21 protein-coding genes and 1 pseudogene are annotated in these 22,398 nt (G+C 72.4%); 10 read left to right on the top strand and 12 right to left on the bottom strand.

The window, feature by feature from the left end:
• Positions 1–2: 2 nt before the first annotated feature.
• From OG562_RS42975 to OG562_RS42950, 6 genes and pseudogenes are all read right to left on the bottom strand, one after another.
• A complete protein-coding gene (locus OG562_RS42975) occupies positions 3–527 on the bottom strand; it encodes a MarR family winged helix-turn-helix transcriptional regulator (protein ID WP_266407899.1) in 525 nt (174 codons plus the stop codon).
• Between the two features lie 251 nt (positions 528–778).
• On the bottom strand, positions 779–1,957 hold the full coding sequence (locus OG562_RS42970) for an NAD(P)/FAD-dependent oxidoreductase (RefSeq protein WP_266407897.1): 1,179 nt from the start codon (positions 1,955–1,957) through the stop codon (positions 779–781).
• Positions 1,954–2,148 (bottom strand): ferredoxin, encoded by a 195-nt coding sequence (locus OG562_RS42965; RefSeq protein WP_266409831.1) that lies wholly within the window; start codon positions 2,146–2,148, stop codon positions 1,954–1,956. The genes OG562_RS42970 and OG562_RS42965 overlap by 4 nt, the downstream gene beginning before the upstream one ends.
• 78 nt (positions 2,149–2,226) lie before the next feature.
• A complete protein-coding gene (locus OG562_RS42960; RefSeq protein ID WP_266407895.1) occupies positions 2,227–3,459 on the bottom strand; it encodes a cytochrome P450 in 1,233 nt (410 codons plus the stop codon).
• A 328-nt stretch (positions 3,460–3,787) separates the two neighbouring features.
• On the bottom strand, positions 3,788–4,510 hold the full coding sequence (locus OG562_RS42955) for a response regulator transcription factor (protein ID WP_266407893.1): 723 nt from the start codon (positions 4,508–4,510) through the stop codon (positions 3,788–3,790).
• Between the two features lie 514 nt (positions 4,511–5,024).
• A pseudogene (locus OG562_RS42950) lies at positions 5,025–5,483 on the bottom strand (MarR family winged helix-turn-helix transcriptional regulator); the annotation flags it as partial.
• A gap of 464 nt (positions 5,484–5,947) precedes the next feature.
• Here OG562_RS42950 and OG562_RS42945 point away from each other — a divergent pair.
• The 8 genes from OG562_RS42945 to hemC all read left to right on the top strand — a co-directional run bounded on the left by OG562_RS42945 (position 5,948) and on the right by hemC (position 14,588).
• Positions 5,948–6,883 (top strand): SGNH/GDSL hydrolase family protein, encoded by a 936-nt coding sequence (locus tag OG562_RS42945; RefSeq protein WP_266407889.1) that lies wholly within the window; start codon positions 5,948–5,950, stop codon positions 6,881–6,883.
• 28 nt (positions 6,884–6,911) lie between these two features.
• The gene (locus tag OG562_RS42940; RefSeq protein ID WP_266407886.1) at positions 6,912–7,487 is read left to right on the top strand and encodes an SDR family NAD(P)-dependent oxidoreductase; all 576 of its coding nucleotides are present in this window, start codon (positions 6,912–6,914) and stop codon (positions 7,485–7,487) included.
• Between the two features lie 157 nt (positions 7,488–7,644).
• Positions 7,645–8,688, top strand: coding sequence for a zinc-binding dehydrogenase (locus OG562_RS42935; RefSeq protein ID WP_266407883.1), 1,044 nt, complete (start codon positions 7,645–7,647; stop codon positions 8,686–8,688).
• A 187-nt stretch (positions 8,689–8,875) separates the two neighbouring features.
• Positions 8,876–10,027, top strand: coding sequence for a histidine kinase (locus OG562_RS42930; RefSeq protein ID WP_266407880.1), 1,152 nt, complete (start codon positions 8,876–8,878; stop codon positions 10,025–10,027).
• A 225-nt stretch (positions 10,028–10,252) separates the two neighbouring features.
• Complete coding sequence (locus OG562_RS42925; RefSeq protein ID WP_266407878.1) at positions 10,253–11,434, top strand: sensor histidine kinase; 1,182 nt, start codon at positions 10,253–10,255, stop codon at positions 11,432–11,434.
• Positions 11,435–11,609: 175 nt separating this feature from the next.
• Positions 11,610–12,569, top strand: a complete 960-nt coding sequence (locus tag OG562_RS42920) for an ATP-dependent DNA ligase (protein WP_266409830.1) — start codon at positions 11,610–11,612, stop codon at positions 12,567–12,569.
• A gap of 187 nt (positions 12,570–12,756) precedes the next feature.
• Entirely contained in the window at positions 12,757–13,533 is a 777-nt protein-coding gene (locus tag OG562_RS42915) for an NPP1 family protein (protein WP_266407876.1), read from the top strand.
• 119 nt (positions 13,534–13,652) lie between these two features.
• Positions 13,653–14,588 (top strand): hydroxymethylbilane synthase, encoded by a 936-nt coding sequence (gene hemC / locus OG562_RS42910; protein ID WP_266407873.1) that lies wholly within the window; start codon positions 13,653–13,655, stop codon positions 14,586–14,588.
• 46 nt (positions 14,589–14,634) lie between these two features.
• Here the strand turns inward: hemC and OG562_RS42905 are convergent, their stop codons facing one another.
• From OG562_RS42905 to OG562_RS42890, 4 genes are all read right to left on the bottom strand, one after another.
• Entirely contained in the window at positions 14,635–15,156 is a 522-nt protein-coding gene (locus OG562_RS42905) for a hypothetical protein (protein WP_266407870.1), read from the bottom strand.
• A gap of 190 nt (positions 15,157–15,346) precedes the next feature.
• A complete protein-coding gene (locus OG562_RS42900; RefSeq protein ID WP_266407867.1) occupies positions 15,347–16,207 on the bottom strand; it encodes an ABC transporter permease in 861 nt (286 codons plus the stop codon).
• Positions 16,167–17,015: an ABC transporter ATP-binding protein gene (locus OG562_RS42895; RefSeq protein WP_266407864.1), complete on the bottom strand. Its 849-nt coding sequence runs from the start codon at positions 17,013–17,015 to the stop codon at positions 16,167–16,169. The genes OG562_RS42900 and OG562_RS42895 overlap by 41 nt, the downstream gene beginning before the upstream one ends.
• The gene (locus OG562_RS42890) at positions 17,012–17,467 is read right to left on the bottom strand and encodes a MarR family winged helix-turn-helix transcriptional regulator (protein WP_266407862.1); all 456 of its coding nucleotides are present in this window, start codon (positions 17,465–17,467) and stop codon (positions 17,012–17,014) included. Before OG562_RS42890 ends, OG562_RS42895 begins: the two co-directional genes overlap by 4 nt.
• Positions 17,468–17,631: 164 nt before the next feature.
• Between OG562_RS42890 and OG562_RS42885 the strand changes: the two genes are divergently transcribed.
• Both OG562_RS42885 and OG562_RS42880 read left to right on the top strand, forming a co-directional pair.
• The gene (locus tag OG562_RS42885) at positions 17,632–18,423 is read left to right on the top strand and encodes a SigB/SigF/SigG family RNA polymerase sigma factor (protein WP_266407860.1); all 792 of its coding nucleotides are present in this window, start codon (positions 17,632–17,634) and stop codon (positions 18,421–18,423) included.
• A gap of 214 nt (positions 18,424–18,637) precedes the next feature.
• A complete protein-coding gene (locus OG562_RS42880) occupies positions 18,638–19,456 on the top strand; it encodes a VOC family protein (RefSeq protein ID WP_266407859.1) in 819 nt (272 codons plus the stop codon).
• Between the two features lie 61 nt (positions 19,457–19,517).
• On the opposite strand, the gene glgX is transcribed toward OG562_RS42880, so the two are convergent.
• Together glgX and OG562_RS42870 are read right to left on the bottom strand one after the other, a co-directional pair.
• Complete coding sequence (gene glgX / locus OG562_RS42875; protein WP_266407857.1) at positions 19,518–21,635, bottom strand: glycogen debranching protein GlgX; 2,118 nt, start codon at positions 21,633–21,635, stop codon at positions 19,518–19,520.
• A gap of 26 nt (positions 21,636–21,661) precedes the next feature.
• The gene (locus OG562_RS42870; RefSeq protein ID WP_266407855.1) at positions 21,662–22,177 is read right to left on the bottom strand and encodes a pep a2; all 516 of its coding nucleotides are present in this window, start codon (positions 22,175–22,177) and stop codon (positions 21,662–21,664) included.
• Positions 22,178–22,398: the final 221 nt, after the last annotated feature.

The following is a 22,398-nucleotide window of genomic DNA, read 5'->3' as shown; positions in this document are numbered from 1 at the left end:
GGTCAGGCGCCGCCGGCCGACGCGGCGGGCAGCTGCTCGCTCTCCTCCTCGACGGAGTGCGCGAGGAAGTCGTCGACCATGCGGTGGAAGTACGTGGCGAACTGCTGGAGCTCCTGCGGGGACCAGTCGGACAGCGCCAGCTGCATGCCCCGGGCGCCCGCGTCGCGGATCCGGTCGATGGACTCGCGGCCGGTGTCAGTGAGCTGGATGCGCTGGGCCCGGCCGTCCTGGGGGTCGGGGACGCGGGTGACGTAGCCGGACTTCTGCAGCTGCTGCACCGTGCGGGTCACATGGGAGGCCTCCACGCCCAGGCGCTGGGCCAGCTCCCCCGGCCGCAGCGGCTCGGAGTCGGCGATCTGCCGCAGCAGCGCCACGGCGGCACGGTCCAGCGGGACGCCGGCCAGGGACATCAGCCGGTCGTGCTGGCGGGCGCGGGTGCTGAGATAGGTGATGCGGGTGAGCGCACGCTCGATCTCGATCACTTCCGGAGAGGCGGTGGAGGGCACGGGGAGCGGTTCGGTGGGCATGCGACCCACTTTACCATCTTGTTGCGTAACTCAAGTAAATTACTGCGTGCGTTTCACTCCGACTACTACGGATGTACGACGCGCGGACGATATCCCCGCAGTATCGCAACGGCTCCGGCACACCGGAAAGCTCTCGACGCCGTACGGCGGGCGGGCGGCGCCGACGGCCGCGTTCCGGAACGAGGGCGCCCCGCGCCGGGCATGCCGAAGGCCCCGGCAGGCTCGCACCGCCTGCCGGGGCCCGTCGGATGTCACGACCGCTGAGCGGGGGCGGGCACACTCTCGTCCCAGAGCGCGCCGGTCGCGATGGCCTGTCGCCACAGGCGGACGGCCTTCGGCGGCATGCCGACCGCGAGCGCCCCGCTCACCCGGTCGCCGGTGCGGTACACGGCCACGAACCGGCGTTCGGCGAGATCGCCCTCGACGACGGCGACCTCGTCATGGCCACGCAGGAACCCGTACGCCTGGATCTTCATGTCGTACTGGTCGGACCAGAAGTACGGCACCGGCGCGAACGGCTTGCGGGCGTCGGGCCGCAGAAGGTTGCGGGCGGCGGCCATGCCCTGCTCGGCCGCGTTGGTGCGGTGCTCGATCCGCATCGACGTGCCGAACAGCGGGTTGTACCAGCGGGCCACGTCACCGGCCGCGTACACGTTCCGCGCCGCCTCCAGGTACTCGTCGCAGACCACGCCGTCGCCCACCGCCAGCCCGCTGTCGGCCAGCCAGTCGGTGTTGGGCACCGAGCCGATCGCGACGAGCACCTCGTCGGCCTCGACGATCTCGCCGTCGCCGAGCCGTACGCCGTCCTCGGTCACCTCGGCCACGGTGACCCCGCAGCGCAGGTCCACGCCGCGGTCGAGGTGGGCCCGCGACAGCACCCGCCCGACCTCCTCGCCGACCGCGTGGGCCAGCGGCACCGCCGCCGGCTCCAGCACGGTGACCCGCGCGCCCAGCCGCCAGGCGACGGCCGCGGCCTCCGCTCCGAGGAACCCGGCGCCGACGACGACCAGCCGCAGCCCGGGCTCCAACCGCTCCCGCAGGGTGAGGGCGTCGTTCAGAGTGCGCAGCACATGCGCGCCCTCGCCGGGCAGCCGCCGCGGCCGCACCCCGGTGGCCACGACCAGCCCGTCGTACGGCGCCTCGGAGCCGTCGGCCAGCAGCACCCGGCGTCCGGCGACGTCCAGGCCGGTGGCCTCGACGCCGAGCCGCAGGTCCAGGTCGAGGGCGGCGAGGTCCTCGGACCGGCGCAGCTCGAGCCGGTCCTGCTCCCATTCGGAGGCCAGCAGCTGCTTGGACAGCGGCGGCCGGTCGTACGGCAGGTGCGGTTCGTCGCCGACGAGGGTGAGCGGACCCTCGTAGCCCTCGCGCCGGAGCGTCTCTGCCGCCGCCAGTCCGGCGGCCGAGGCTCCGACGACCACGATCCGGTTCACTGTTCGATCAGTCGGATCGCGGCGGCGGGGCAGACGGCGACGGCCTCGCGCACGTCGTCGAGCATCCCGGGGGCCGGCCGCTCCTCCAGCAGGATCGCGATGCCGTCGTCGTCCTGGTCGAAGACCTGCATGGCGGCCACCACGCACTGCCCCGAGGCGACGCACTTGTCGGCTTCCAGCTCCACTTTCAGATCACTCATGGGATTCTCCTTGTTCGCTGCGCTTCGCGGTGAGCAGTGAGCTGTCGTCGTGCTGCGGGACGGGAACCGTCACCAGGTCACGGGCAGGGCGTGGACGCCGTAGACGAAGGCGTCGTGCTTGAAGCGGACGTCGTCGAGCGTGCCGACCAGCTTCAGGTCCGGGAGGCGCTTGTAGAGCGTGCCGTAGACGACCTGCAGCTCCATGCGGGCCAGCGGCTGGCCGAGGCACTGGTGGACGCCGTAGCCGAAGGCGACATGACGGCGGGCGTCCCGGGTGATGTCGAGCCGGTCAGGGTCCGGGAAGACCTCGGGGTCGCGGTTGGCGGCCTCGTTGACCATGATCACGCCTTCGCCGGCCTTGATGACCTGCCCGGCGATCTCGATGTCCTCGGTGACCGCGCGGCGCCGCCCCAGGTGGGTGATGTGCAGGTAGCGCAGCAGTTCCTCGACCGCGGAGGCGACGAGCTTGGGGTCGTCGGACTCGCGCAGGAGGGCGAGCTGGTCGGGGTTCTGGAGGAGGGCGAGGGTGCCGAGCGCGATCATGTTCGCGGTGGTCTCGTGCCCCGCGAACAGCAGGAGCAGCGCCATCTCCGTCGCCTGCTGATGGTCGATCTCACCGGCGGTGACGCGCCCGGCGATGCTCGACAGCAGGTCGTCGCACGGGTCGGCGATCCGCTTGCCGATGAGCCCGGCGAGGAATCCGGCGATCTCCCGGGTGGCTGCTCCCCGCTCCTCGGGGGTGGCGTCCCGGTGGACCATCGTCTTGGTGTTGTCCTGGAAGAAGGCGTGGTCGTCGTAGGGCACGCCGAGCAGTTCGCAGATCACCAGCGAGGGGAGCGGGAGGGCGAACTGCTCCACCAGGTCCACCGGCTTGGGGCTGGCGAGCAGGTCGTCGATCAGGTCGTCCACGATGCGCTGCACGGCGGGCCGCAGGGCCTCCACCTTCTTGATGGCGAACGGCGCGGTCACCATCCGGCGCAGCCGGGAGTGCTCGGGGTCGTCCATCATGATGAAGCTGAGCTTGCCCTCGCCGCCCCCGGAGTTGGCCTTCGTCGGGTAGCCGGGCTGGTCGGTGTCCGCACTGACCCGGGCGTCGCCCAGGATCGCGCGCTGCTCGGCGTAGCGGGTCACGAGCCACGGCTCGCTGCCGTCCCACAGTCGCACCTTCGTCAGCGGGGCCTGTTCCTGGAGTTCCTTGAGGGCGGGCGGGGGGTCGAACGGGCAGCGGTCCGCCCTGGGCATCGGGAACTCGGGCAGGGCATCCGGGGTTTCGGCTGCCGGGCCGGTCAGGGTGTCGGCCATGGCTCTCCTCGGTGGTGGGGGCTCCGCTGGGCCGGAGCGCCGGGGGACGGGGTCGAGGGCCTCGATGAGCACATGCAAACAGAGGGGGCTGACGCGTTCCGGTCAGTTTCCTGACAGAAAGCTGACGTGACGTGGATCACATGGGGAGTTGGGGCCGATGTGTCGACGGAACGTTTCGGCAACTCGCCAGCGCAGGAAGCGAGTTACCGGTCGGCCAGGCGACCACCGCACCCTGTCCGCGCAACGCGAACGGGCGGCGTCGCAGCCGCACGACACCGCCCTCCGACCGGCCTCCGACCGTCCCGCCAGGCGTTTGCTCCGCCCCTTCTCAGCCCTCCGCGTCCACTCGTCCCAGCCAGTAGCCGAAGCCCCGGCGGGTGTGGATCAGCGCGGGCTCCTCACGGTCGACCTTGCGTCTGAGGCGGGAGACGAGCTGCTCTATCGCGTTGTCGCCGCGGAAGTCGCCCCAGACGTACCGGCTGATCTGCTCCTTGGACAGCACGCGATGGGCGTTGACCAGGAGGTGACGCAGCAGGCGGTACTCACCGGGGGTGAGGTCGAGGGTGCGGGGTCCGCGCCGGGCCCGGCACAGGGTGTCGTCCAGGACGAGGTCGCCGTGGCGCAGGAAGTGGTCCGGGCGCCCCGGGGCGGCGCCGCGCAGTAACACCTGGATCCGGGCCAGGACTTCGGCCACCCGGAAGGGCTTGGTGACGTAGTCCGTCTCCCCCAGGCCGAGTTCGGGCAGGAGGCGGCCCAGGGTGTCGTACCCGGTGAGGTACAGGACCGGCGGACGGTGGACGATCACCGGGCGGGCGGCCGGGTCGATGCCCGCCATGTCCGGCAGGGTGGTGTCGACGACCAGCAGGTCGAACCGGTGGGCGTCGAGCAGGGCCAGCGTGTCGGCCACGGTGCCCGTGAGGCCGATCCGGTACCCCGCCAACTCCAGGGTGGTGGCGAGCAGTTCCGCGACGTCCGGCTCGGCGGCGACGATCAGGACATGTTGCCCGGCGCCACGGGCGAGCGACGGTTTTCGAGTCGTGTTTCCGTCCATGGGCCAGGCCGTTCGTGGAGAGCTCGAGCGAGGTAACGGCCCGACGGAGGCGCTGTCGCCCGAGGCGCGCGCCTGACCGTCACGCCGCGGGTGTCGTGACGCCCGCATCGTAGGGGTGCCCTTCTTCGGCGGGGTGGGTGGGTTGGGTGGAGGGCGTGGAGCAAGCGGCCTGGGTGGGCGGGGCAGGCTGGGCGGGCTGGGCGGGCTGGGCAGGCCGAGTGGAGTGGGCGGGCTGGGCAGGCCGGATGGAGCGGCGGCCGACGTCGGTGGCTTCGGCCGAGTTGGCCGAGTTGGCGGACTGGGCGGACTGGGCGGGACTGGTCTGGCCTACGGGCCCGGCCGGTCTGGCCTGAACCGGCCGATCGGGCTGATCCGGCTGATCCGGCTGATCCGTTCGCTCGACCTGATCCATCTCATCCGTCCGGTCGCCACACTCGGCCGACCCGGCCGGGCGAGGCGGCCCGGTCGGGTCATCCACCCCAGCCGCGCCATCCAGCGCGGCCGGCTCCGTCTGGAAGGTCTCCACCATGCGCTGGAACAGCCCGGCGAGCCGGCGCAGTTCACAGGGGGACCAGTTCGCGAGGGCCAGTTGCATGCCGCGGGCGGCCGCGTCGCCCAGGCGGGCTACGGCGGACTCGCCGAGTGGGGTGAGCCGGATGCGTCGGGCGCGGTGGTCGTCGGGGTCGGCGACCCGGGTGACGTAGCCGGCCCGCTGCAGTCGCTGTACCTGGCGGGTGACGTGCGAGGCCTGGACGGCGAGCGCCCGGGCCAGCTCCCCCGGGCGCAGGGGCTCGTGCTCGGCGATCTGGCGCAGCATCGCGACGGCGGCCCGGTCGAGCGGCACGCCCGCCACCGAGACCAGCCGGTCGTGCTGGCGGGCCCGGACGCTCAGGTAGGCGACGTGTGTGAGGGCCCGCTCGATCTCGACCGCCGCGGGTGAGGCGGGCGGCACTGCGGGCGGTGAGGGGGACATGATCTCACCCTACCTTTCTGCTTGCCTAACTCAAGTAATTCCGGTCGTTTGCTTGACTCAAGTAATCCACATGTGTTTGCCTAACTCAAGCAACCCGGTGGCAGTCGGTCCGGCACTCCGGACCACTCCCCGGCAGTGCCGTTCACCACGACCACAGGAGAACCTCCCGTGCCAGAGACCGACCAACGCCCCTGATCGTCGGGCCGCCGCCCCTCCCCGGAGGGCGCGACCGCACCGACCGGAGCCGCCTTGAGCGGAGGCGGCTCCCACGCGCCGTTCCCGTGGGGACGAGGAACGGCGCGGTCCCCGGGTCCGGCGCCGGCAACCCCCTGACCGGCGCCGGGCCCGAGGACACCTCACCCCGCTCCACGCCCGCCCGCTCGGCCGCCCCGGCCGCCCTCCCCCGACCGAGCAGACCTTCACCGGCGTGGCGCATCCGGGACGACAGACAGGACCCCACTCCCATGAAGACCTCCGTACGAGCCGCGCTGGCCGGGGCGCTCGCCTGCGGCGTGCTGACCACCGCGGTGGTGATCAGCCGACACGATGACAGCACCGCCGCCCCCGCCGACGCGGCCCCGCCGCGCGGGCCGTACGTCGCGCTGGGCGACTCCTACACCGCCGGCCCCGGAATCCCGGACCAGGGCGGCGCCCCCGCCGGCTGCGACCGTTCCGCCCGCAACTACCCGGCGCTCGTGGCCCGTCGGCTGAGCCTGCCCGCCGCCGACTTCCGCGACGTCAGCTGCAGCGGCGCGACCCTCGCCGACCTCACCGTCGCGCAGTCCACGGACCACGGCACCAACCCGGCGCAGCTGTCCGCCCTCTCCGACCGCACCCGGCTGGTCACCCTGGGCATGGGCGGCAACGACATCGGCTTCGCCTCGCTGGTGAAGACCTGCGTCAAGTCCGGTGTGCTGAGCTTCGCGCTGAAGAGCATGAAGGTCGACGCCGGGGACGCGCCCTGCCGCGCCCGGTACGTCTCCGACGGCGCCGACGAGATCGGACAGCGCATCGACGCGGCGGACGAACAGCTGGCCCAGGCGCTGGCCGAGGTCAAGAGCCGCGCCCCCAAGGCCCGCGTCTACGTAGTCGGCTACCCGGCGATCCTGCCGCGCGGCGCCGCCGACTGCCGCGCCGAGATGGGCCTCGCCGCCGGTGATGTCACTTACCTCCACGACAAGGAGCAGCAGCTCAACAGGATGCTGCGTGAACGGGCCGACAAGGCGGGCGTCGGCTACGTGGACACCTACGCCCCCTCGGTCGGGCGGGACGCCTGCGCCGACCGTCAGGTGCGCTGGGTCGAGCCGCTGGTGCCGCTCGCCCCCGCCGCGTCCGTCCATCCCAACGAGCGCGGCGAGCAGGGCATGGCGGACGCCGTCCTGAAGACCCTCGGCGTCTGACCGCCCCGCGCGGCGAAAGGAGCACGGCATGAGCAGCGACCTGGTGCACGGCACGAGCGGCCATCCGGTGAACGGCGCCGCCTTCGACGGGAGCACCGTCGTCGTCACCGGGGCCGGTTCCGGCGTCGGACGGACCACGGCCCTCGCCTTCGCCCTGCGGGGCGCGCGGGTGCTGGTCACGGACGCGGACGCGCGCGGCGCACACGGCACGGTCGAGGCGATCGGAACCGCGGGCGGGTACGCCGTGGCGGTCGTCGGCGACCCGGGCGCACAGGAGGTCGCGGACGACGTCGTGTCCACCGCGCTGTGCAGCTTCGGAGGACTGGACGTCCTGGTGCACGGCACGACGGACCCGACGGACGCGGAGGAGACGCTGACCCGCAGCGTGCTCGCGCACATGCTGACCGCGGGCGGCGGCTCCCTCGTCTTCACGGCGGACGGACACGGCGTCGCCGATCGCGTGGCGTCGCTCGACGTGGCCTACCGCGCCCGGGGCGTCCACGCCCACGCCGTCGACCGGGCGGCCGACGCCAGGCCGGACGAGCGGGTCGCGGCCGTGCTCCTCCTAGCCCAGGACGCCCTCGACGGCCGGTCCGTCCCATGAGGCCGCGCCGTCGTCACGACCACCCCTCCGGGAGGGTCACGGTCCCCCGGATTCCGTTAGGGCTCCCCCGAGCCCAGCAACACCTGTTTCCAGTGCCACCTGTTTCCCGTACCACCTGTCCCAGTAACCAGGTCCCCTCCCCGCGAAAGGCTCTCCGATGAGCACGATGAAGTCCGTCCAGACCGGCGGCGTCAACAAGATCGAGGTCGTGGACGTCGAGCGTCCGGTGCCCGGCCCCAAGGACGTGCTCGTGCGGGTCCGCGCCTGTGGGATCTGCGGCACCGACGTCACCTTCCTGCACATGGGCGGCATGCCGGCCCGCGCTCATCTGGGCGGCGACCTGGTCCCCGTGGCGCTCGGCCATGAGCCGGCCGGCGAGGTCGTGGAGATCGGCGCCGAGGTGGACGGTCTGAAGGTGGGCGACCGCGTGGTGGTCAACCCGCAGGACGCGCCCACCGGCATCATCGGCTGCGGCGGCAAGTACGGCGGCATCAGCGAGTTCCTGCTGATCGAGAACGCCGAGGTCGGCCGGAGCGTGGCGGTCTTCCCGGACACCGTGCCGTTCGACGTGGCCTCGCTCAACGAGCCGATGGCCGTGGCCCGGCACGCCGTCAACCGCTCCGAGGCCAAGCCGGGCGACAAGGTCGTCGTGTTCGGCGCCGGGCCGATCGGTCTGGGCGCGGCGATCTGGCTGAAGCTGCGCGGCGTGGAGCACGTGGTGGTCGCCGACGTCATCCCCGCCCGGCTGGAGAAGGCACTGGCCGTGGGGGCGGACGCCGTCGTCAACTCCGCCGAGGAGGACGTGACCGCACGCCTGACCGAGCTGCACGGCCAGAGCGCCAACGCCCTCGGCCAGCCCCGGCCGGGCACGGACATCTTCATCGACGCCGCCGGCGCGGCCGCCGTCTTCAACACCGTGGTGGGCTCCGCCAAGTGGGGCGCGAAGCTGGTGATGGTGGCGGTGCAGAAGAAGGGCACGGAGATCGACCTGGGCGGCATGCTCCGCAGCGAGCTGACCCTCGTCGCCTCCCAGGGCTACCCCACCGAGATCTTCGAGGTGACCCCCGAACTGGTCGAGCACCAGGAGCGGTTCGCAAAGCTGATCAGCCACCGCGTCCCGCTCGCGGAGGTCGAGCGCGCCTTCGAGCTCACGCTGACGCCGGGCGCGGCGGAGAAGGTCGTCGTCACGCTGGACGACTAGACCGGACGGGGTCACACCGGTCCGGGCGTCGGCCGGAATGCGGTTCCGGCCGACGCCCTGCACCGCCCTCTCCCCTCTCCCCTCTCCCCTCTCCCCGGTCTTCGGTCTTCGGTCTTCGGTCTTCGGTCTTCGGTCTTCGGTCTTCCTATGCTTCTCTGCTGCTCTTCACGACAGGAACGGCACTGACATGCGCGCGACCCTGCGACAGGCGGCGCGGGCCACGGTCCACCTCGTGCTGGCCGCGGCCATGGCCTTCGGGTCGTACATCTTCATCACCGTCCTGCTGATCACCGCCACGGGCTCGGTCGCGGTGGTGGGGATCTGGCTGCTGCCCGAGACCGTGCTGCTGATCCGCCGCATAGCCGCGGCGAAACGGCACGCGACGGCGTCCTGGACCGGCCGGGAGATCCCCGAGGCCTACCAGCCGATCACCGGTCCCGTGCGCGAACGGCTGCGGACGGCCGTACGGGATCCGGGGACGCTCACCGACCTGCGCTGGATGGTGGCCTACTACGCCTACGGGTGGATGACGGTGCTGATGCTGCCGCTGTGGCCGGCGGGGCTCGTCGTCGACGGTGTGTGGAGCGGGCTGCTGGGCAAGGAGGCGCTCGTCCTGCCGCTGATCGTCAAGCTGGCCGACCTCGAGGCCGACTGGTCGGCCGCCCTTCTGCGGCCCTCCCCCAAGGCGCTGCTGGCCAAGCGCGTCGAACAGCTCACGGCGACCCGGGCGGACGCGGTCGCCGCGCACGGCGCCGAACTGCGCCGTATCGAACGCGACCTGCACGACGGCGCCCAGGCCCGCCTCGTCGCCCTGTCGATGCGGATCGGGCTCGCCCAACGGGCGTACGGGGCCGACCCGGAGACCGCGCGCAAGCTGCTCTCCGACGCACAGGAGCAGGCCGAGGAGGCGTTGACGGAGCTGCGGCACGTGGTGCGCGGCATCCACCCGCCGATCCTCACCGACCGGGGGCTGGAGGGGGCCGTACGGGCACTCGCGGCGAGCAGCACAGTGCGGGTGACGGTGCAGGCGGACGGTCTGGCGGACGGGCCCCGCGCACCGGCGGCGGTGGAGGCGGCCGCCTACTTCGTCGTCGCCGAGGCGCTCACGAACTCCGTGAAGTACAGCGGCTCCGAGCGGGCCGAGGTGCTGCTGGCCCGGACCCGGACCGGGCTGAGCGTGCGGGTGCGGGACGAGGGATGCGGCGGCGCCGACGAGAGCCGCGGCTCGGGGCTGGTGGGCATGCGGCGCCGGGTCGCCGCGCTCGACGGCGCGGTGCGGCTGACGAGCCCGGTGGGCGGGCCGACGGTGGTCGAGGTGGAGCTGCCGTGCGTGTGGTGACGGCACCACGTCCCGCACCCGCACCCCCACGCCGGCGCATCCCGTACAGGCACGTCCCGCGCAGGCACGTCCCGCGCAGGCACGTCCCGCGCAGGCACGTCCCGCGCAGGCATGTCTCGCACGGACCGCCCCGCTCGTCCCGCTTCCTCCGCGCGCCCGGGCGGCCGCCCCTGGCCGCCCCCGTCCGCCCCTCCCCCGAGGCGAAGCCCCGACCGGAGAGAGTCGATGATCATCCCCTGGCAGCGCTACGCGGACGACCACGCCCGCACCGTCGACACCATGTCGGCCGTCCTGCTGTTCGCCGTCTTCCTCTTCGGCGGCGAGATCGGCCTGCCCGGCATCGACCAGCCGGACACGGCCGGCCCCACGATCGTCCTCGCCGCCCTCGCCTGCGGCGCGCTGCTGCTCTGGCAGCGCACCCGGCCCCGCGTGGCCGTGGCCGCGACGGCCTGCTGTACGGCCGCCGCGACCGCGCTGGGCCATCTGATCACCCCGCTGCTGCTGGGCCCCCTCCTGCTCGCCCTGTACCGGCTGGCGGTGCACACCGATCGCCGTACGGTGCGCCGGCACTACGTCGCCTCCCTCGCGCTGATCGTGCCCACGGCCCTGATCCTGGACCCCGTCGACCACCCCTGGGTCATGAAGACGATCAGCCCGGTCGTCTGGCTGCTGTTCCCGGTCGTCACCGGCACCCTGGTCCGCCTCCAGCGGGCCTACGTCGAGGCCGTCCAGGCCCGCGCCGAGTACGCCGAGCACGGCCGCGAGGAGGAGGCCCGGCACCGGGTCGTCGAGGAGCGGATGCGCATCGCGCGCGAGCTGCACGACGTCGTGGCCCACCATCTCGCCCTGGCCAACGCCCAGGCGGGCACCGCGGCCCATCTCGCCCGCACCCACCCCGACCGGGTCCAGGGCATCCTCACCGACCTCACCGGGACGACGTCCTCCGCGCTGCGCGAGCTCAAGGCGACCGTGGGTCTGCTGCGCCAGGCGGAGGACGGCGACTCGCCGCTCGCCCCGAGCCCCGGACTCGGGCAGCTCTCCGAGCTGACCGAGACCTGCGCGTCGACGGGGCTGGAGGTGCAGGTCGTCACCGAGGGCACGGCGCGTCCGCTCACCCCGGGGGTGGATCTGACGGCGTACCGGATCGTGCAGGAGGCGCTGACCAACGTCACCCGGCACGCGGGCGCCCGGACGGCCCGGGTGCGGCTGGCGTTCGGGCGCGACCAGCTGACCATCACCGTCTGCGACGACGGCGCCGCCGTCCCCTCCGGGGGCGCGGGCGGCGGAGGCTTCGGCCTCATCGGCATGCGTGAGCGCGCCCAGTCGATGGGCGGCGCCTTCCAGGCCGGCCACCGCCCCGAGGGCGGCTTCGAGGTCACCGCCCGGCTCCCGCTGTACGCCCGGTAGTCCGACCCGACGCCCGGTAGTCCGACCCGACGCCGGGCAGTCCGGCCCGAAGCCGTTCAGGCGAACCCGTCGCGCCGTGCGCGTGCGGCGGTTCGGCCGTGTCGACACCTTCCCCGTGACGCCTGTGACGCCCAGGACGGCCGGGACACCCGGGACGCTTCCCCTCATCGCCCCCATGCTCGCCACCCCCGGCACGCTGCCGCCCCCGGCGCAGGACGCGCGCTGGGCCTACGAGACCAAGCAGGACGGTCAGCGGGCCGTCGTGTATCTGGCCGGAGACGGGAGCGTCGTCCTGCGCGCCCGTTCGGGGGAGGACATCACCGGCGCCTACCCGGAGCTGAGCGCGCTGGGCGAGACGCTCGGCCGCACGCCCGCCGTGCTCGACGGGGAGGTGCTCGCGCTGGACGCACAGGGCCGCGCCGACTTCCAGTCGCTGCAGTCCCGGATGGGCCTGGTGGGAGCGCCGGCCAAGGCCGCGCGGCTGGCGGCGACGGTTCCCGTGCACCTCGTGCTGTTCGACGTGCTGCACCTCGGCGGGCGTCCGCTGCTCCGGACGCCGTACCTGGAGCGCAGGGCCCGGCTGGAGTCGCTCGGCCTGGAGGGGCCGTTCTGGTCGACGCCGGGCGCGCTCGTCGGGCATGGGCGCGAGGCCCTGGAGGCGACCCGGGCCCACGGTCTGGAGGGCCTGGTCTGCAAGCGGGTGGACTCGGTGTACGAGCCCGGGGTCCGCTCCCGGGCCTGGATCAAGATCCGCAACCTGCGCACCGCGGACGTCCTCGTCGGCGGCTGGCTGCCCGGCAGGGGCCGGCTCACGGGACGGCCCGGCGCCGTGCTCGTCGGCCAGCGGTCCGGCACCGGCCTGCGGTACGTCGGCAACGTGGGCACCGGCTGGAGCGAGGCCGAGCGCACCGAACTCGCCGCACTGCTGCGGGCCGCCGCGACCGACGTCTGCCCCTTCGACGCCGTGCCGCGGGCCGCCGACGCCCACTGGGTCCTGCCCCGGCTGGTCGGCGAGGTCCGCTACAGCACGCGCACCCGGGCGGGGCTGCTGCGCCAGCCGTCCTGGCTCCGGCTGCGCCCGGACCTCACGCCCGAGGAGTCGGCGGCCGACCTCCCCGACCGGCCAACCACCTGAAATCCACCGCAACCCCGACGCAAGGTCATCTGAGGCTACGTCAGAAACCAAGTATTGGGCTGCACTTCATCACTGATACGACTGCGACCTCTTGGCGCGGAAGTGAAAACCGTGGAAGCTGAGCCTCCCGTTCAACTCCCCCTTCCCCACAGCCGTTCGGCTGCGCCCGGACCCCGAGGAGGACGCAGTGTCGTCATCCAAGTTCAAGACCCACCGCAGGAGATGGCTCACCGGTCTCGCCGGTGCGGCCGCGCTCGTCCTCGCCGTTCCCGCGACCGCGTTCGCCGCTCCTCCCCAGGCGCTGCCGCAGAACGCCGAGGCCGCGGAGCTCACCTACCAGCCGGCGTTCGACTACGACACGGACGGCTGCTACTCCACCCCGGCCATCGGCCCCGACGGCACGATCAACGGCGGCCTGAACCCGACCGGCGCGCTCAACGGGTCCTGCCGGGACGCCTCCGACCTGGACAACACCAACAGCTACTCGCGCTACAAGTGCAACAACGGCTGGTGCGCGTACATGTACGGCCTGTACTTCGAGAAGGACCAGGCGATCGCGGGCAGCAGCATCGGCGGGCACCGGCACGACTGGGAGCACGTCGTGATCTGGGTGCAGAACAACCAGGTGCAGTACGTCTCGACGTCCAACCACGGCTCCTTCACCGTGACCGCCGCCTCCGGCGTCCGGTTCGACGGGACCCACGCGAAGATCGTCTACCACAAGGACGGCATCAGCACCCACTGCTTCCGGCTCGCCAACACCAACGACGAGCCGCCGGAGAACCACAAGGGCACCTGGCAGTACCCGCCGCTGGTCGGCTGGAACGGCTACCCGGCGGGTCTGCGGGACAAGCTGAGCGCCTACGACTTCGGCAGCGCCAACTTCGGTCTCAAGGACGCCAACTTCACCAACCACCTGACGTCGGCGAAGCCGTCCGGAATCGCCTTCGACCCCGCCGCGTGACCCCTGGGGCCCGGCCGACCCCGCGGCCGGGGATCCGGCCGGGCCCCGACTTGGCGGAGAAGCTCCGCTTCGCCCCGACCGTCGAACGGCGACCCTCCCGAGGGTCTATCGTGTCCCGCATGTCCGTTCCGCAAGTGATCCGCATCGTCTCCCGCGACTCGCCCATGGCCCTGGCCCAAGTGGAGCGGGTGCGCTCGGAGTTGACCGCCCTGCATCCCGGTGTGCGCACCGAGGTCGTCCCGGTGAAGACCACCGGCGACAAGTGGATGGGGGACCTGGCCCAGGTCGAGGGCAAGGGCGCCTTCACCAAGGAGGTCGACGCGGCGCTGCTGGCCGGGTCGGCGGATCTGGCGGTGCACTGCGTCAAGGACGTCCCGGCGGACCGGCCGCTGCCCGCGGGCACGGTGTTCGCCGCGTTCCTGAAGCGGGACGACATCCGTGACGCCCTCGTGCACCCGGACGGCCTCACCCTGGACGAGCTCCCGGCCGGGACGCGCGTCGGCACCTCCTCGGTGCGCCGGATCGCCCAGCTGGCCGCCACGCACCCCCAGCTGGAGTGCGTGCCGTTCCGCGGCAACGCCAACCGGAGGCTGGAGAAGCTGGCGGCGGGCGAGGCGGACGCGCTGCTGCTGGCGGTGTCCGGACTGGAGCGCATCGACCGGCGGGACGTCATCAGCGAGGTGCTGTCGCCGGAGACGATGATGCCGCCAATCGGCGCGGGCATCCTCGCCCTGCAGTGCCGGGAGGGCGACGCCGACCTGATCGACGCCGTCAGCGGCCTCGGCGATCCGGCCACCCACCGGGAGGCCACGGCCGAACGCATGTTCCTGCATGTGCTCCAGGGCCACTGCAACAGCCCGATCGCCGGGTTCGCGCAGATGGACCGCAGCGGCGAACTGTCCCTGCGGGCCTGTGTGTTCACCCCGGACGGCAAGACCCGGCTCAACGCCCACGAGTGGGCGGGCCGCCTCGACCCGGCGACGCTCGGCACCTCGGTGGCGGTCGCGCTGCTGCGTCAGGGAGCCCGCGAGATCATCGACGGCATCCCGCACTGACGGTCTGAGCGTCTGAGCTTCCGGCCGTCTTAGCGCAGGCTCAGGCTCAGGCGCTGCCCTCTTCGGCCTGGTCCCGCAGGAAGTTGCTCACCTGCCGGGCCAGGCTGTCCCGGCCCGCGCCGGACGACGCCCCGACGGCCCCCTCGGCCAGGCCGACGCCGCCCGTCCACAGCCGGCGGTCGGCCCAGTCGTCGTCGACGCGCAGCTGGACCTGGACGTCCACCTGGCTCAGGGACGCCTCGGGGCCCGCGGCGAAGAGCAGCGCGGTGACCCGCCGCAGCGGGTAGACGTCGAAGCCCTCGATGAACTGCGAGTTGCGCCAGTCGATGAACGCGCTGTCGCCGTCGGGCCCGATCCGCACGTCGATCTGGCCGTCCTCGAGGTGGATGGTGGAGTGCCCGCCGCCACGGTTCTCGACGGTCACCCGGAGACAGAAGTACGTCAGCCCCTCGGCTGCGTCGTCGCGTCCCCGGGGCGGCTCGCTCTGCTCCAGACGGTGGACGCGGACCCGCAGACCGGCATGCTCGTCGTACTCCTGCCACTCCCCGACCACGTTGGGCTCGTACACGGTCCACCTCTCGACTTCTACCGGCTGCTTCCTATCCGTGTGCTCAGCGCACTGTCAAATGAGCAGAATGCGCTGTGGCCAGGGGCTTCATCCCTTTTGATCGGTGATCAAGCCGTGCGCAGGAAGAATCCGCCCGCGGCCGCGCGAGGGCGGTCCGTCGGGCGTGCCGCACATCACGTCGCGGGCAAGATCAACGCGCCAGCCGGCCCAGCAGCGAGGAGGCCGCGGTGATGCCGAGCGTGGCGGCCACGACCAGCACCCCGAAGTCGAGGGCGAGGTGCGCGGGCGTGCCGAGGAGAAGGCCGCGCAGGGCGTCCACCTCATAGCTGAGGGGGTTGACCTTGCTGACGGTCTGGAGCCAGCCCGGCATGATGGCGACCGGGTAGAGGGCGTTGGAGCCGAAGAACAGCGGCATGGTGATCGCCTGGCCGATGCCCATGAGCCGGTCGCGGCTGAGGACGATGCCCGCGATGGTCATCGACAGACAGGAGAAGAAGGCCGATCCGAGGACGACGATCGCGGCGACCCCGAGCAGCTTCAGCGGGTTCCAGGTCAGGGCGACGCCGAGCAGGGCGGCGATGACGACCACGACGACCGCCTGGATCACCGACTTCACGCCGGCCGCGAACGCCTTGCCGGTGATGAGCGCGGCGCGCGGAGTCGGCGTGACCAGCAGCTTGTTGAGGACGCCTGCGTCGCGCTCCCAGATGATCTGGATGCCGTAGAAGATGGCGATGAACATCGCGGACTGGGCGATGATGCCCGGCGCGAGGTAGTCGATGTAGGGGATGCCGCCGGTGGGGATCGCCTTGATGCGGGAGAAGGTCTGACCGAAGATCAGCAGCCACAGGGCGGGCTGGACGGCCCGGGTGTACAGCTCGGTGCGGTCGTGGCGCAGCTTCTGCAGTTCGACCGCGCACAGGGCGGCGATCCGGGCCGGCAGTATCCGCCAGCCCTCGCGGGGGCGGGGCGGTCGCAGCAGCAGGTCGATGCCCTGCGCGGGGGCGCGGTCAGCCGACGCGCTGAGCGGTGCGGCGGGTGCTTCGGACATCGCGGAAGTCTCCTGACTGGTCGTCGAGTCCGCTGCCGGCGACGTCGCGGAAGACGTCCTCGAGGCTCGGCAGCGGGTCCGTGGCCGCCGCGCCCCGGCGTTCGCCGAGTCCCCGCCGAAGCTCGACGGGGGTCCCGAGGGCGCGGATGCGGCCGCGGTGCATCAGGCCGACCCGGTCGCAGTACTGGTCGGCCTCGTCCATGTAGTGCGTGGTCACCAGGACGGTCATCCCGGTGGCCTCGCGTACGGCGGTGATGTGCTCCCAGACGTCGGTGCGGGCGATCGGGTCGAGGCCGATGGTCGGCTCGTCGAGGATCAGCAGCCGGGGCGCGCTGACCAGGGCCTGGGCGAGCTCGAGCCGGCGGACCATGCCGCCGGAGTAGGTGCCGGCGAGTCGGTCGGCGGCGTCCGTGAGGTCGACCGCGGCCAGTGCCTGGGCGACACGTTCGGCGCGTTCGCGGCGGGGCACGTCGAAGACGCGGGCGAACAGGGAGACGTTCTCCCGGCCGGTCAGGCTCGCGTCGGCGGAGAGCTGCTGCGGGACGTAGCCGAGCAGGCGTCGTACGGCCATGCGGTCGCCGGCGGCGTCGTGGCCGAAGACGGCGACCAGGCCGGCCGGCACCGGCAGCAGGGTGGTGATGCACCGGATCGCGGTGGTCTTGCCCGCTCCGTTGGGGCCGAGCAGCCCGAAGACCTCGCCCTCACGGACGGTCAGGTCGAGGCCGTCGACCGCCTTCGTGTCCCCGAAGGCGTAGGCGAGATCGGTGCAGGCGACGGCGTCGGCGGGACTGTCGGTCGCGGTCGTCATGAGTCCTCGGCCTCCTCGTGCAGGTTGACGGCGAGCGTGCGCAGCGCCGGGAGCGCGGCGCGCAGGGCTTCCTGGTCGGCGGCGTCGAGCCGGGCGACCTGTCCGCGCACGAGCGCGGCGCGCCGCTCCTTCCAGGCCCGCAGCCGGGCCTGCGCCGCCTCGGTGAGCAGCAGACGGGCGGCGCGCCGGTCGGCGGGGTCGGTCTCGCGGACCAGGTAGCCGTCCTTGACCAGCTGGTTGACGAGGGTCGAGACGGAGTTGCCGGCGAGGTACAGCTCCTTGGCGGCGTCCGATACGCCGATGCCGGGCCTGGCCTCGACGAGGCGCAGCAGCTCGACCTCGGCGCCGCGCAGCCGCGGCACGGTCAGCCCGGCGCGCAGCCGGCGTCTGAGCAGCCGCTGGACGCCGACGAGCGCGTCGGCCAGCTCTTCCGGAAAGGTCTCCTGATCCACACCTTCGAGATTACCTCTGTGTCAGAGGTATGTCCGGAACGGTCGGGCCAAGAGGAAGTCAAGGCGGAGAAAGTCAAGGACGATACGCAGTAAAACGGAAATATCTGCTTCAATTAACCCATACGTGGGAATCGGCAGGGAAGTCCTCGAGGGAGGCACGCCTGATGCGTACCACCGTCAGAACCCAGCGGCACCCACACGACGACGCCCCGGACACCGCCGAGTCCTTCACCCGGCTCGCGGCGCTGCCCGACGGAGCGGAGCGCCGGGCGCTCAAGGACGAGCTGGTCCGGCTCTGGCTGCCGATGGCCGAGCGGATCGCCGTCCGCTTCCGGGGGCGCGGGGAGGCTCTCGAGGATCTCTACCAGGTGGCGGCCCTGGGACTCGTCAAGGCCGTCGACCACTACGACCCCGAGCGCGGCCGCGCCTTCGAGGCGTACGCGGTGCCCACGGTCACCGGGGAGATCAAGCGCCACTTCCGCGACCACATGTGGACGCTGCATGTGCCGCGCCGGGTCCAGGACCTGCGCAACCGGGTGCGGCGCGCCGGGAAGGAGCTGTCCCAGACGATCCCCGGACGAGCCCCCACCGTCGCCGAGATCGCCGCGTACGCGCAGCTCAGCGAGGACGAGGTGCGCACCGGCATGGAGGCTCTGGAGTGCTTCACCGCGCTGTCGCTGGAGGCCGAGATGCCCGGCACCGACGGCTACGCCCTGGAGGACACCCTGGGCCGCTCCGACCCCGGCTACGACGCCGTCGTCGACCGGGCGGCCGTCGCCCCGTGTCTGCGCGCGCTGCCGGACCGCGAGCGGACCATCCTCTATCTGCGCTTCTTCCAGGGCATGACACAGAGCCGGATCGCCGAGCAGCTGGGCATCTCGCAGATGCACGTCTCGCGCCTGCTCAACGGCTGCTTCGCACGGCTGCGCGAGGAGATCGTCGCCGAGGCGGGCTGAGCCTCACCCCCAGCCCCACCTCAGGCGCCACCCCCGGGCCTCACTCCGGCGGGGGAACGCCGGGGATCCGTGTGGGGCCGTACGGCCGACGGCCGCGGGCGGTGTCGGCGGCGTCGCTCCGCTCTCCCGCCCGGCTGCTCGGCAGGCGTCCGGGGCGGTCGCGGCCGGACACTGGAGGAAGACCGCCGGCCGCGAGACCAGGAACGCGAGTGCCATGAACGCGAGCGCCGAGAACCACCGCCCGACGTCCGCCCCCGCCAGGGCCCGGGGCGTCTCCACGCACTCCGTGTTCGGCGCGCCCTGCTGGGTGAGCCTGACCAGCCGCGACCTGGAGGCCACCCAGGAGTTCTACAGGGCCGTCCTGGGCTGGCAGTGGCACCGGGGCGCGCTCGGCGACCACTTCCGGACCGCACTGGTCGACGGGGTCCCGGTCGCCGGGATCGCCGCCGTCGCCTCGATGTGGCAGATGGCGGTCGCCTGGACGCCGTACTTCGCGGTGCCCAGCGCGGACGTCGCCGCGTCCCGGACCCGGGAGCGGGGCGGGACCGTGGCCGTGGGGCCTATCTCGCTGCCGCCGGGCCGGGCCGCGCTGCTGGCCGACCGGGAAGGCGCGACCTTCGGCATCTGGGAGGGGCAGCTGATCGGCAACTGGGAGGCCTGGCGGCAGGCGGCGCCCGCGTTCATCCGGCTGCACACCCGCGACGCCTTCGACTCCGCCATCTTCTACGGCGAGATCCTCGACTGGGCCTCGGACCGCCCCGGCTGCTGCGAGGTGCGCTACGAGGGCGGCGAGGTGGTGCTGCGCAGCCGGGGAGAGGTCGTGGCCCGGATCGAGTCGGGCGCGCTGGAGGCGGCCCCCGACCCGACGATCCGGCCGCACTGGCAGGTCCACTTCTCCGTCGCGGACGCGGCGGCCTGCGCGCGGACCGCGGAGAAGCACGGCGGCAGCGTGCTGAGCGAGACGGCGGACGAGGCCGTGCTGCGGGATCCGGACGGCGCCCAGTTCACGGTGACGGTGCACCGACAGCGCTGAACGCGTCCGGATCCGGCAGGACCGACCACTACGACCACTACGACCACTCCGGCTACGCCGGCTACTCCGAGCGGCGCGGCGGACGCGACAGCACGATCAGGCTGCGGGCCTCCACCGGCGCCTCCGCGCCCGCCTTGTACTCCGTCTCGTCCCGGCCGCCGTCGGGCTCCACGGTGTCGGCGCACACCGTCCAGCGCTCGCCGTACGCGGTGCCGGGGAGCCGGAAGACGACGGGCTCCCAGTAGCTGTTGAGCAGCAGCAGGAAGGAGTCGTCGACGACGGGCCGGCCCCGGGGGTCGGGTTCGGCGATGGCGTCGCCGTTGAGGAAGACGCCGACGCTGTGGGCGTCGGAGCGCTGCCACTCCCGTCTGCTCATCTCCCGTGCGTCCGGCAGCAGCCAGACCAGGTCGGGCAGCGGCTGCCCGGCGTGCGTGACGGTCTCGCCGTGGAAGAAGCGCCGCCGCCGCAGGACGGGGTGGGCGGCGCGCAGGGCGAGCAGGCGCCGGCAGAAGTCCGTGAGGCCCTGCTGCTCGGCGGTCGGCCGCCAGTCGATCCAGGAGACCCGGTTGTCCTGGCAGTAGGCGTTGTTGTTGCCGCGCTGGGTGCGGCCGAGTTCGTCGCCGTGGCACAGCATCGGGATGCCCTGGGACAGCAGCAGCGTGGCGAGGAGGTTGCGCTGCTGGCGGGCGCGCAGGGTGAGGACGGCCGGGTCGTCGGTGGGGCCCTCGACCCCGCAGTTCCAGGACCGGTTGTCGCTCTCGCCGTCCCGGTTCCCCTCGCCGTTGGCCTCGTTGTGCTTGGCGTTGTACGAGACGAGGTCGCGCAGGGTGAACCCGTCGTGCGCGGTCACGAAGTTGACGCTGGCGCGCGGGCGGCGCCTGCTGTGGGCGTACAGGTCGGAGGAACCGGTGAGCCGGGAGGCGAACTCGCCGAGCGAGCCGGGTTCCGCGCGCCAGAAGTCCCGTACGGCGTCGCGGTAGCGGCCGTTCCACTCCGACCACAGGGGCGGGAAGTTGCCCACCTGGTAGCCGCCCTCGCCGACGTCCCAGGGTTCGGCGATCAGTTTGACGCGGCTGATCACCGGGTCCTGCTGGATGAGGTCGAAGAACGCCGACAGCCGGTCCACCTCGTGGAACTGCCGGGCCAGCGTGGCCGCGAGGTCGAAGCGGAAGCCGTCGACGTGCATCTCGGTCACCCAGTACCGCAGCGAGTCCATGATCAGCTGAAGGACGTACGGGTGCCGCATGAGCAGGCTGTTGCCGGTGCCGGTGGTGTCGTAGTAGTGCGCCCAGTCGCCGTCCACGAGCCGGTAGTAGGAGGCGTTGTCGATGCCCCGGAAGGAGAGGGTGGGGCCCTTCTCGTTGCCCTCGGCAGTGTGGTTGTAGACGACGTCGAGAATCACCTCGAGCCCGGCCGCGTGCAGCGCCTTCACCATGGTCTTGAACTCGGTGACCTGCTCGCCGCGGGCGCCGTCGGCGGCGTAGGCGTGGTGCGGGGCGAAGAAGCCGATGGTGTTGTAGCCCCAGTAGTTCGACAGGCCCCGGTCCGTCAGCACGCCGTCCTGCACGTACTGGTGGACCGGCATCAGCTCGATCGCGGTCACGCCCAGCGAGGTGAGGTGCCCGGTGACCGCCGGGTGCGCGAGGCCGGCGTAGGTGCCGCGCAGGGCGGGCGGGACGTCGGGGTGGGTGCGGGTCAGCCCGCGCACATGGGCCTCGTAGATCACCGTGTCCGCGTACGGCCGTCGGCGCGGCGCGTCGTCGCCCCAGTCGAAGGCGGGCTCGGTGACCACGCCGAGCAGCGTGTGCCCGGCGCTGTCCGCCGGGTCGGGGCGGTCGCCCGCGCGCTCGAAGAGGGAGGCGTGGTTGTCGATCTGGCCCTCGACGGCGCGCGCGTAGGGGTCCAGGAGCAGCTTCGCGGGGTTGCAGCGGTGACCGGCGGCCGGGTCCCAGGGCCCGTGCACCCGGTAGCCGTAGCGCTGTCCGGGGCCGATCCCGGGCAGGTAGGCGTGCCAGACGAAGCCGTCGACCTCGGTCAGCGCGATCTCGCGGGCGCTGCCGTCGTCGTCGACGAGAACCAGATCGACGCGCTCGGCGACCTCGCTGAACAGCGCGAAGTTGGTGCCGTGCCCGTCGAAGTCGGCGCCCAACGGGTAGGGGTGCCCGCTCCAGACGGGCACCCCTGCACTCCGGTACGGCCGTGAGGTCACCGTGCGCCCTCCAGGACGCCGCGCTCCTCGTCCGCCGGGGCGGCGGCCAGTGCGGCCGCCGACAGTTCGCGGGGCACCTGGAGCCCCTCGCGCAGGGCCGGGAACGGCCCGGTGGGCACCAGCGGGACGCGCCCGCCGGCACGGGCCCGCTGCGAGAACCAGATCACCTTCCCGCCGGTGTCGGTGGTGCAGCAGCCCCACCCGTCGCTCATCGCGGCGATGCGTTCCAGGCAGCCGCGCAGGTCCTGGTCCGGGCGCAGATCGCGGTCGTCGCCGCCGATGGCTGTGATCAGATGCTGGCCGTTCCACCACATCTCGATCGAGATGTCCTTGTCGGTGGCGTGCTCGTCGATGGCCGTCAGCAGCATTCCCGTGCCGCGGCAGACGGGTTCGACGAGCGTGTCCAGGTCCCAGTGTCTGAGATGAGCGGCCAGGATGCGCCTGACCTGTCCGACCCGTTCCGGACTGACGTCCACGTCGAGGTGGTAGTAGCAGGGGACTGCGGTCTTCATCGTCGTTGGCTCCTCACCGGCGAGGCTCCCGCTCCGCGAGCCCGGACGGGCCGAATATACGGAGGGTGAGCGCTGATCGCTTCTGAGTCACCTCCCACAGTGCGGGCATTAGTCCATTCGTGCAACACGAGCGCACTCCGAGGCAGTTGAAGATCCAACAAGACGCTGGGTGTCGGCGCATGCACCATGAGTGAGACATTCGATCGAGAGGCCCGGAAGGT

The organism is Streptomyces sp. NBC_01275 (genome assembly GCF_026340655.1).
Taxonomy (GTDB): domain Bacteria; phylum Actinomycetota; class Actinomycetes; order Streptomycetales; family Streptomycetaceae; genus Streptomyces.
The sequence above is the reverse complement of the archived record's forward strand: the minus strand, read 5'-3'. Positions and strand labels throughout refer to the sequence as shown.

Excerpts from the sequence above, each read along its gene's own strand:
- OG562_RS42945 (WP_266407889.1), top strand. The coding sequence starts at position 5,948 with ATGAAGACCTCCGTACGAGCCGCGCTGGCCGGGGCGCTCGCCTGCGGC.
- OG562_RS42895 (WP_266407864.1), bottom strand. The coding sequence starts at position 17,015 with ATGACGACCGCGACCGACAGTCCCGCCGACGCCGTCGCCTGCACCGAT.
- OG562_RS42975 (WP_266407899.1), bottom strand. The coding sequence starts at position 527 with ATGCCCACCGAACCGCTCCCCGTGCCCTCCACCGCCTCTCCGGAAGTG.
- OG562_RS42870 (WP_266407855.1), bottom strand. The coding sequence starts at position 22,177 with ATGAAGACCGCAGTCCCCTGCTACTACCACCTCGACGTGGACGTCAGT.
- OG562_RS42920 (WP_266409830.1), top strand. The coding sequence starts at position 11,610 with ATGCTCGCCACCCCCGGCACGCTGCCGCCCCCGGCGCAGGACGCGCGC.
- OG562_RS42900 (WP_266407867.1), bottom strand. The coding sequence starts at position 16,207 with ATGTCCGAAGCACCCGCCGCACCGCTCAGCGCGTCGGCTGACCGCGCC.
- OG562_RS42955 (WP_266407893.1), bottom strand. The coding sequence starts at position 4,510 with ATGGACGGAAACACGACTCGAAAACCGTCGCTCGCCCGTGGCGCCGGG.
- OG562_RS42885 (WP_266407860.1), top strand. The coding sequence starts at position 17,632 with ATGCGTACCACCGTCAGAACCCAGCGGCACCCACACGACGACGCCCCG.
- OG562_RS42960 (WP_266407895.1), bottom strand. The coding sequence starts at position 3,459 with ATGGCCGACACCCTGACCGGCCCGGCAGCCGAAACCCCGGATGCCCTG.
- OG562_RS42940 (WP_266407886.1), top strand. The coding sequence starts at position 6,912 with ATGAGCAGCGACCTGGTGCACGGCACGAGCGGCCATCCGGTGAACGGC.
- OG562_RS42925 (WP_266407878.1), top strand. The coding sequence starts at position 10,253 with ATGATCATCCCCTGGCAGCGCTACGCGGACGACCACGCCCGCACCGTC.
- hemC (WP_266407873.1), top strand. The coding sequence starts at position 13,653 with ATGTCCGTTCCGCAAGTGATCCGCATCGTCTCCCGCGACTCGCCCATG.
- OG562_RS42935 (WP_266407883.1), top strand. The coding sequence starts at position 7,645 with ATGAGCACGATGAAGTCCGTCCAGACCGGCGGCGTCAACAAGATCGAG.
- OG562_RS42930 (WP_266407880.1), top strand. The coding sequence starts at position 8,876 with ATGCGCGCGACCCTGCGACAGGCGGCGCGGGCCACGGTCCACCTCGTG.
- OG562_RS42880 (WP_266407859.1), top strand. The coding sequence starts at position 18,638 with ATGAACGCGAGCGCCGAGAACCACCGCCCGACGTCCGCCCCCGCCAGG.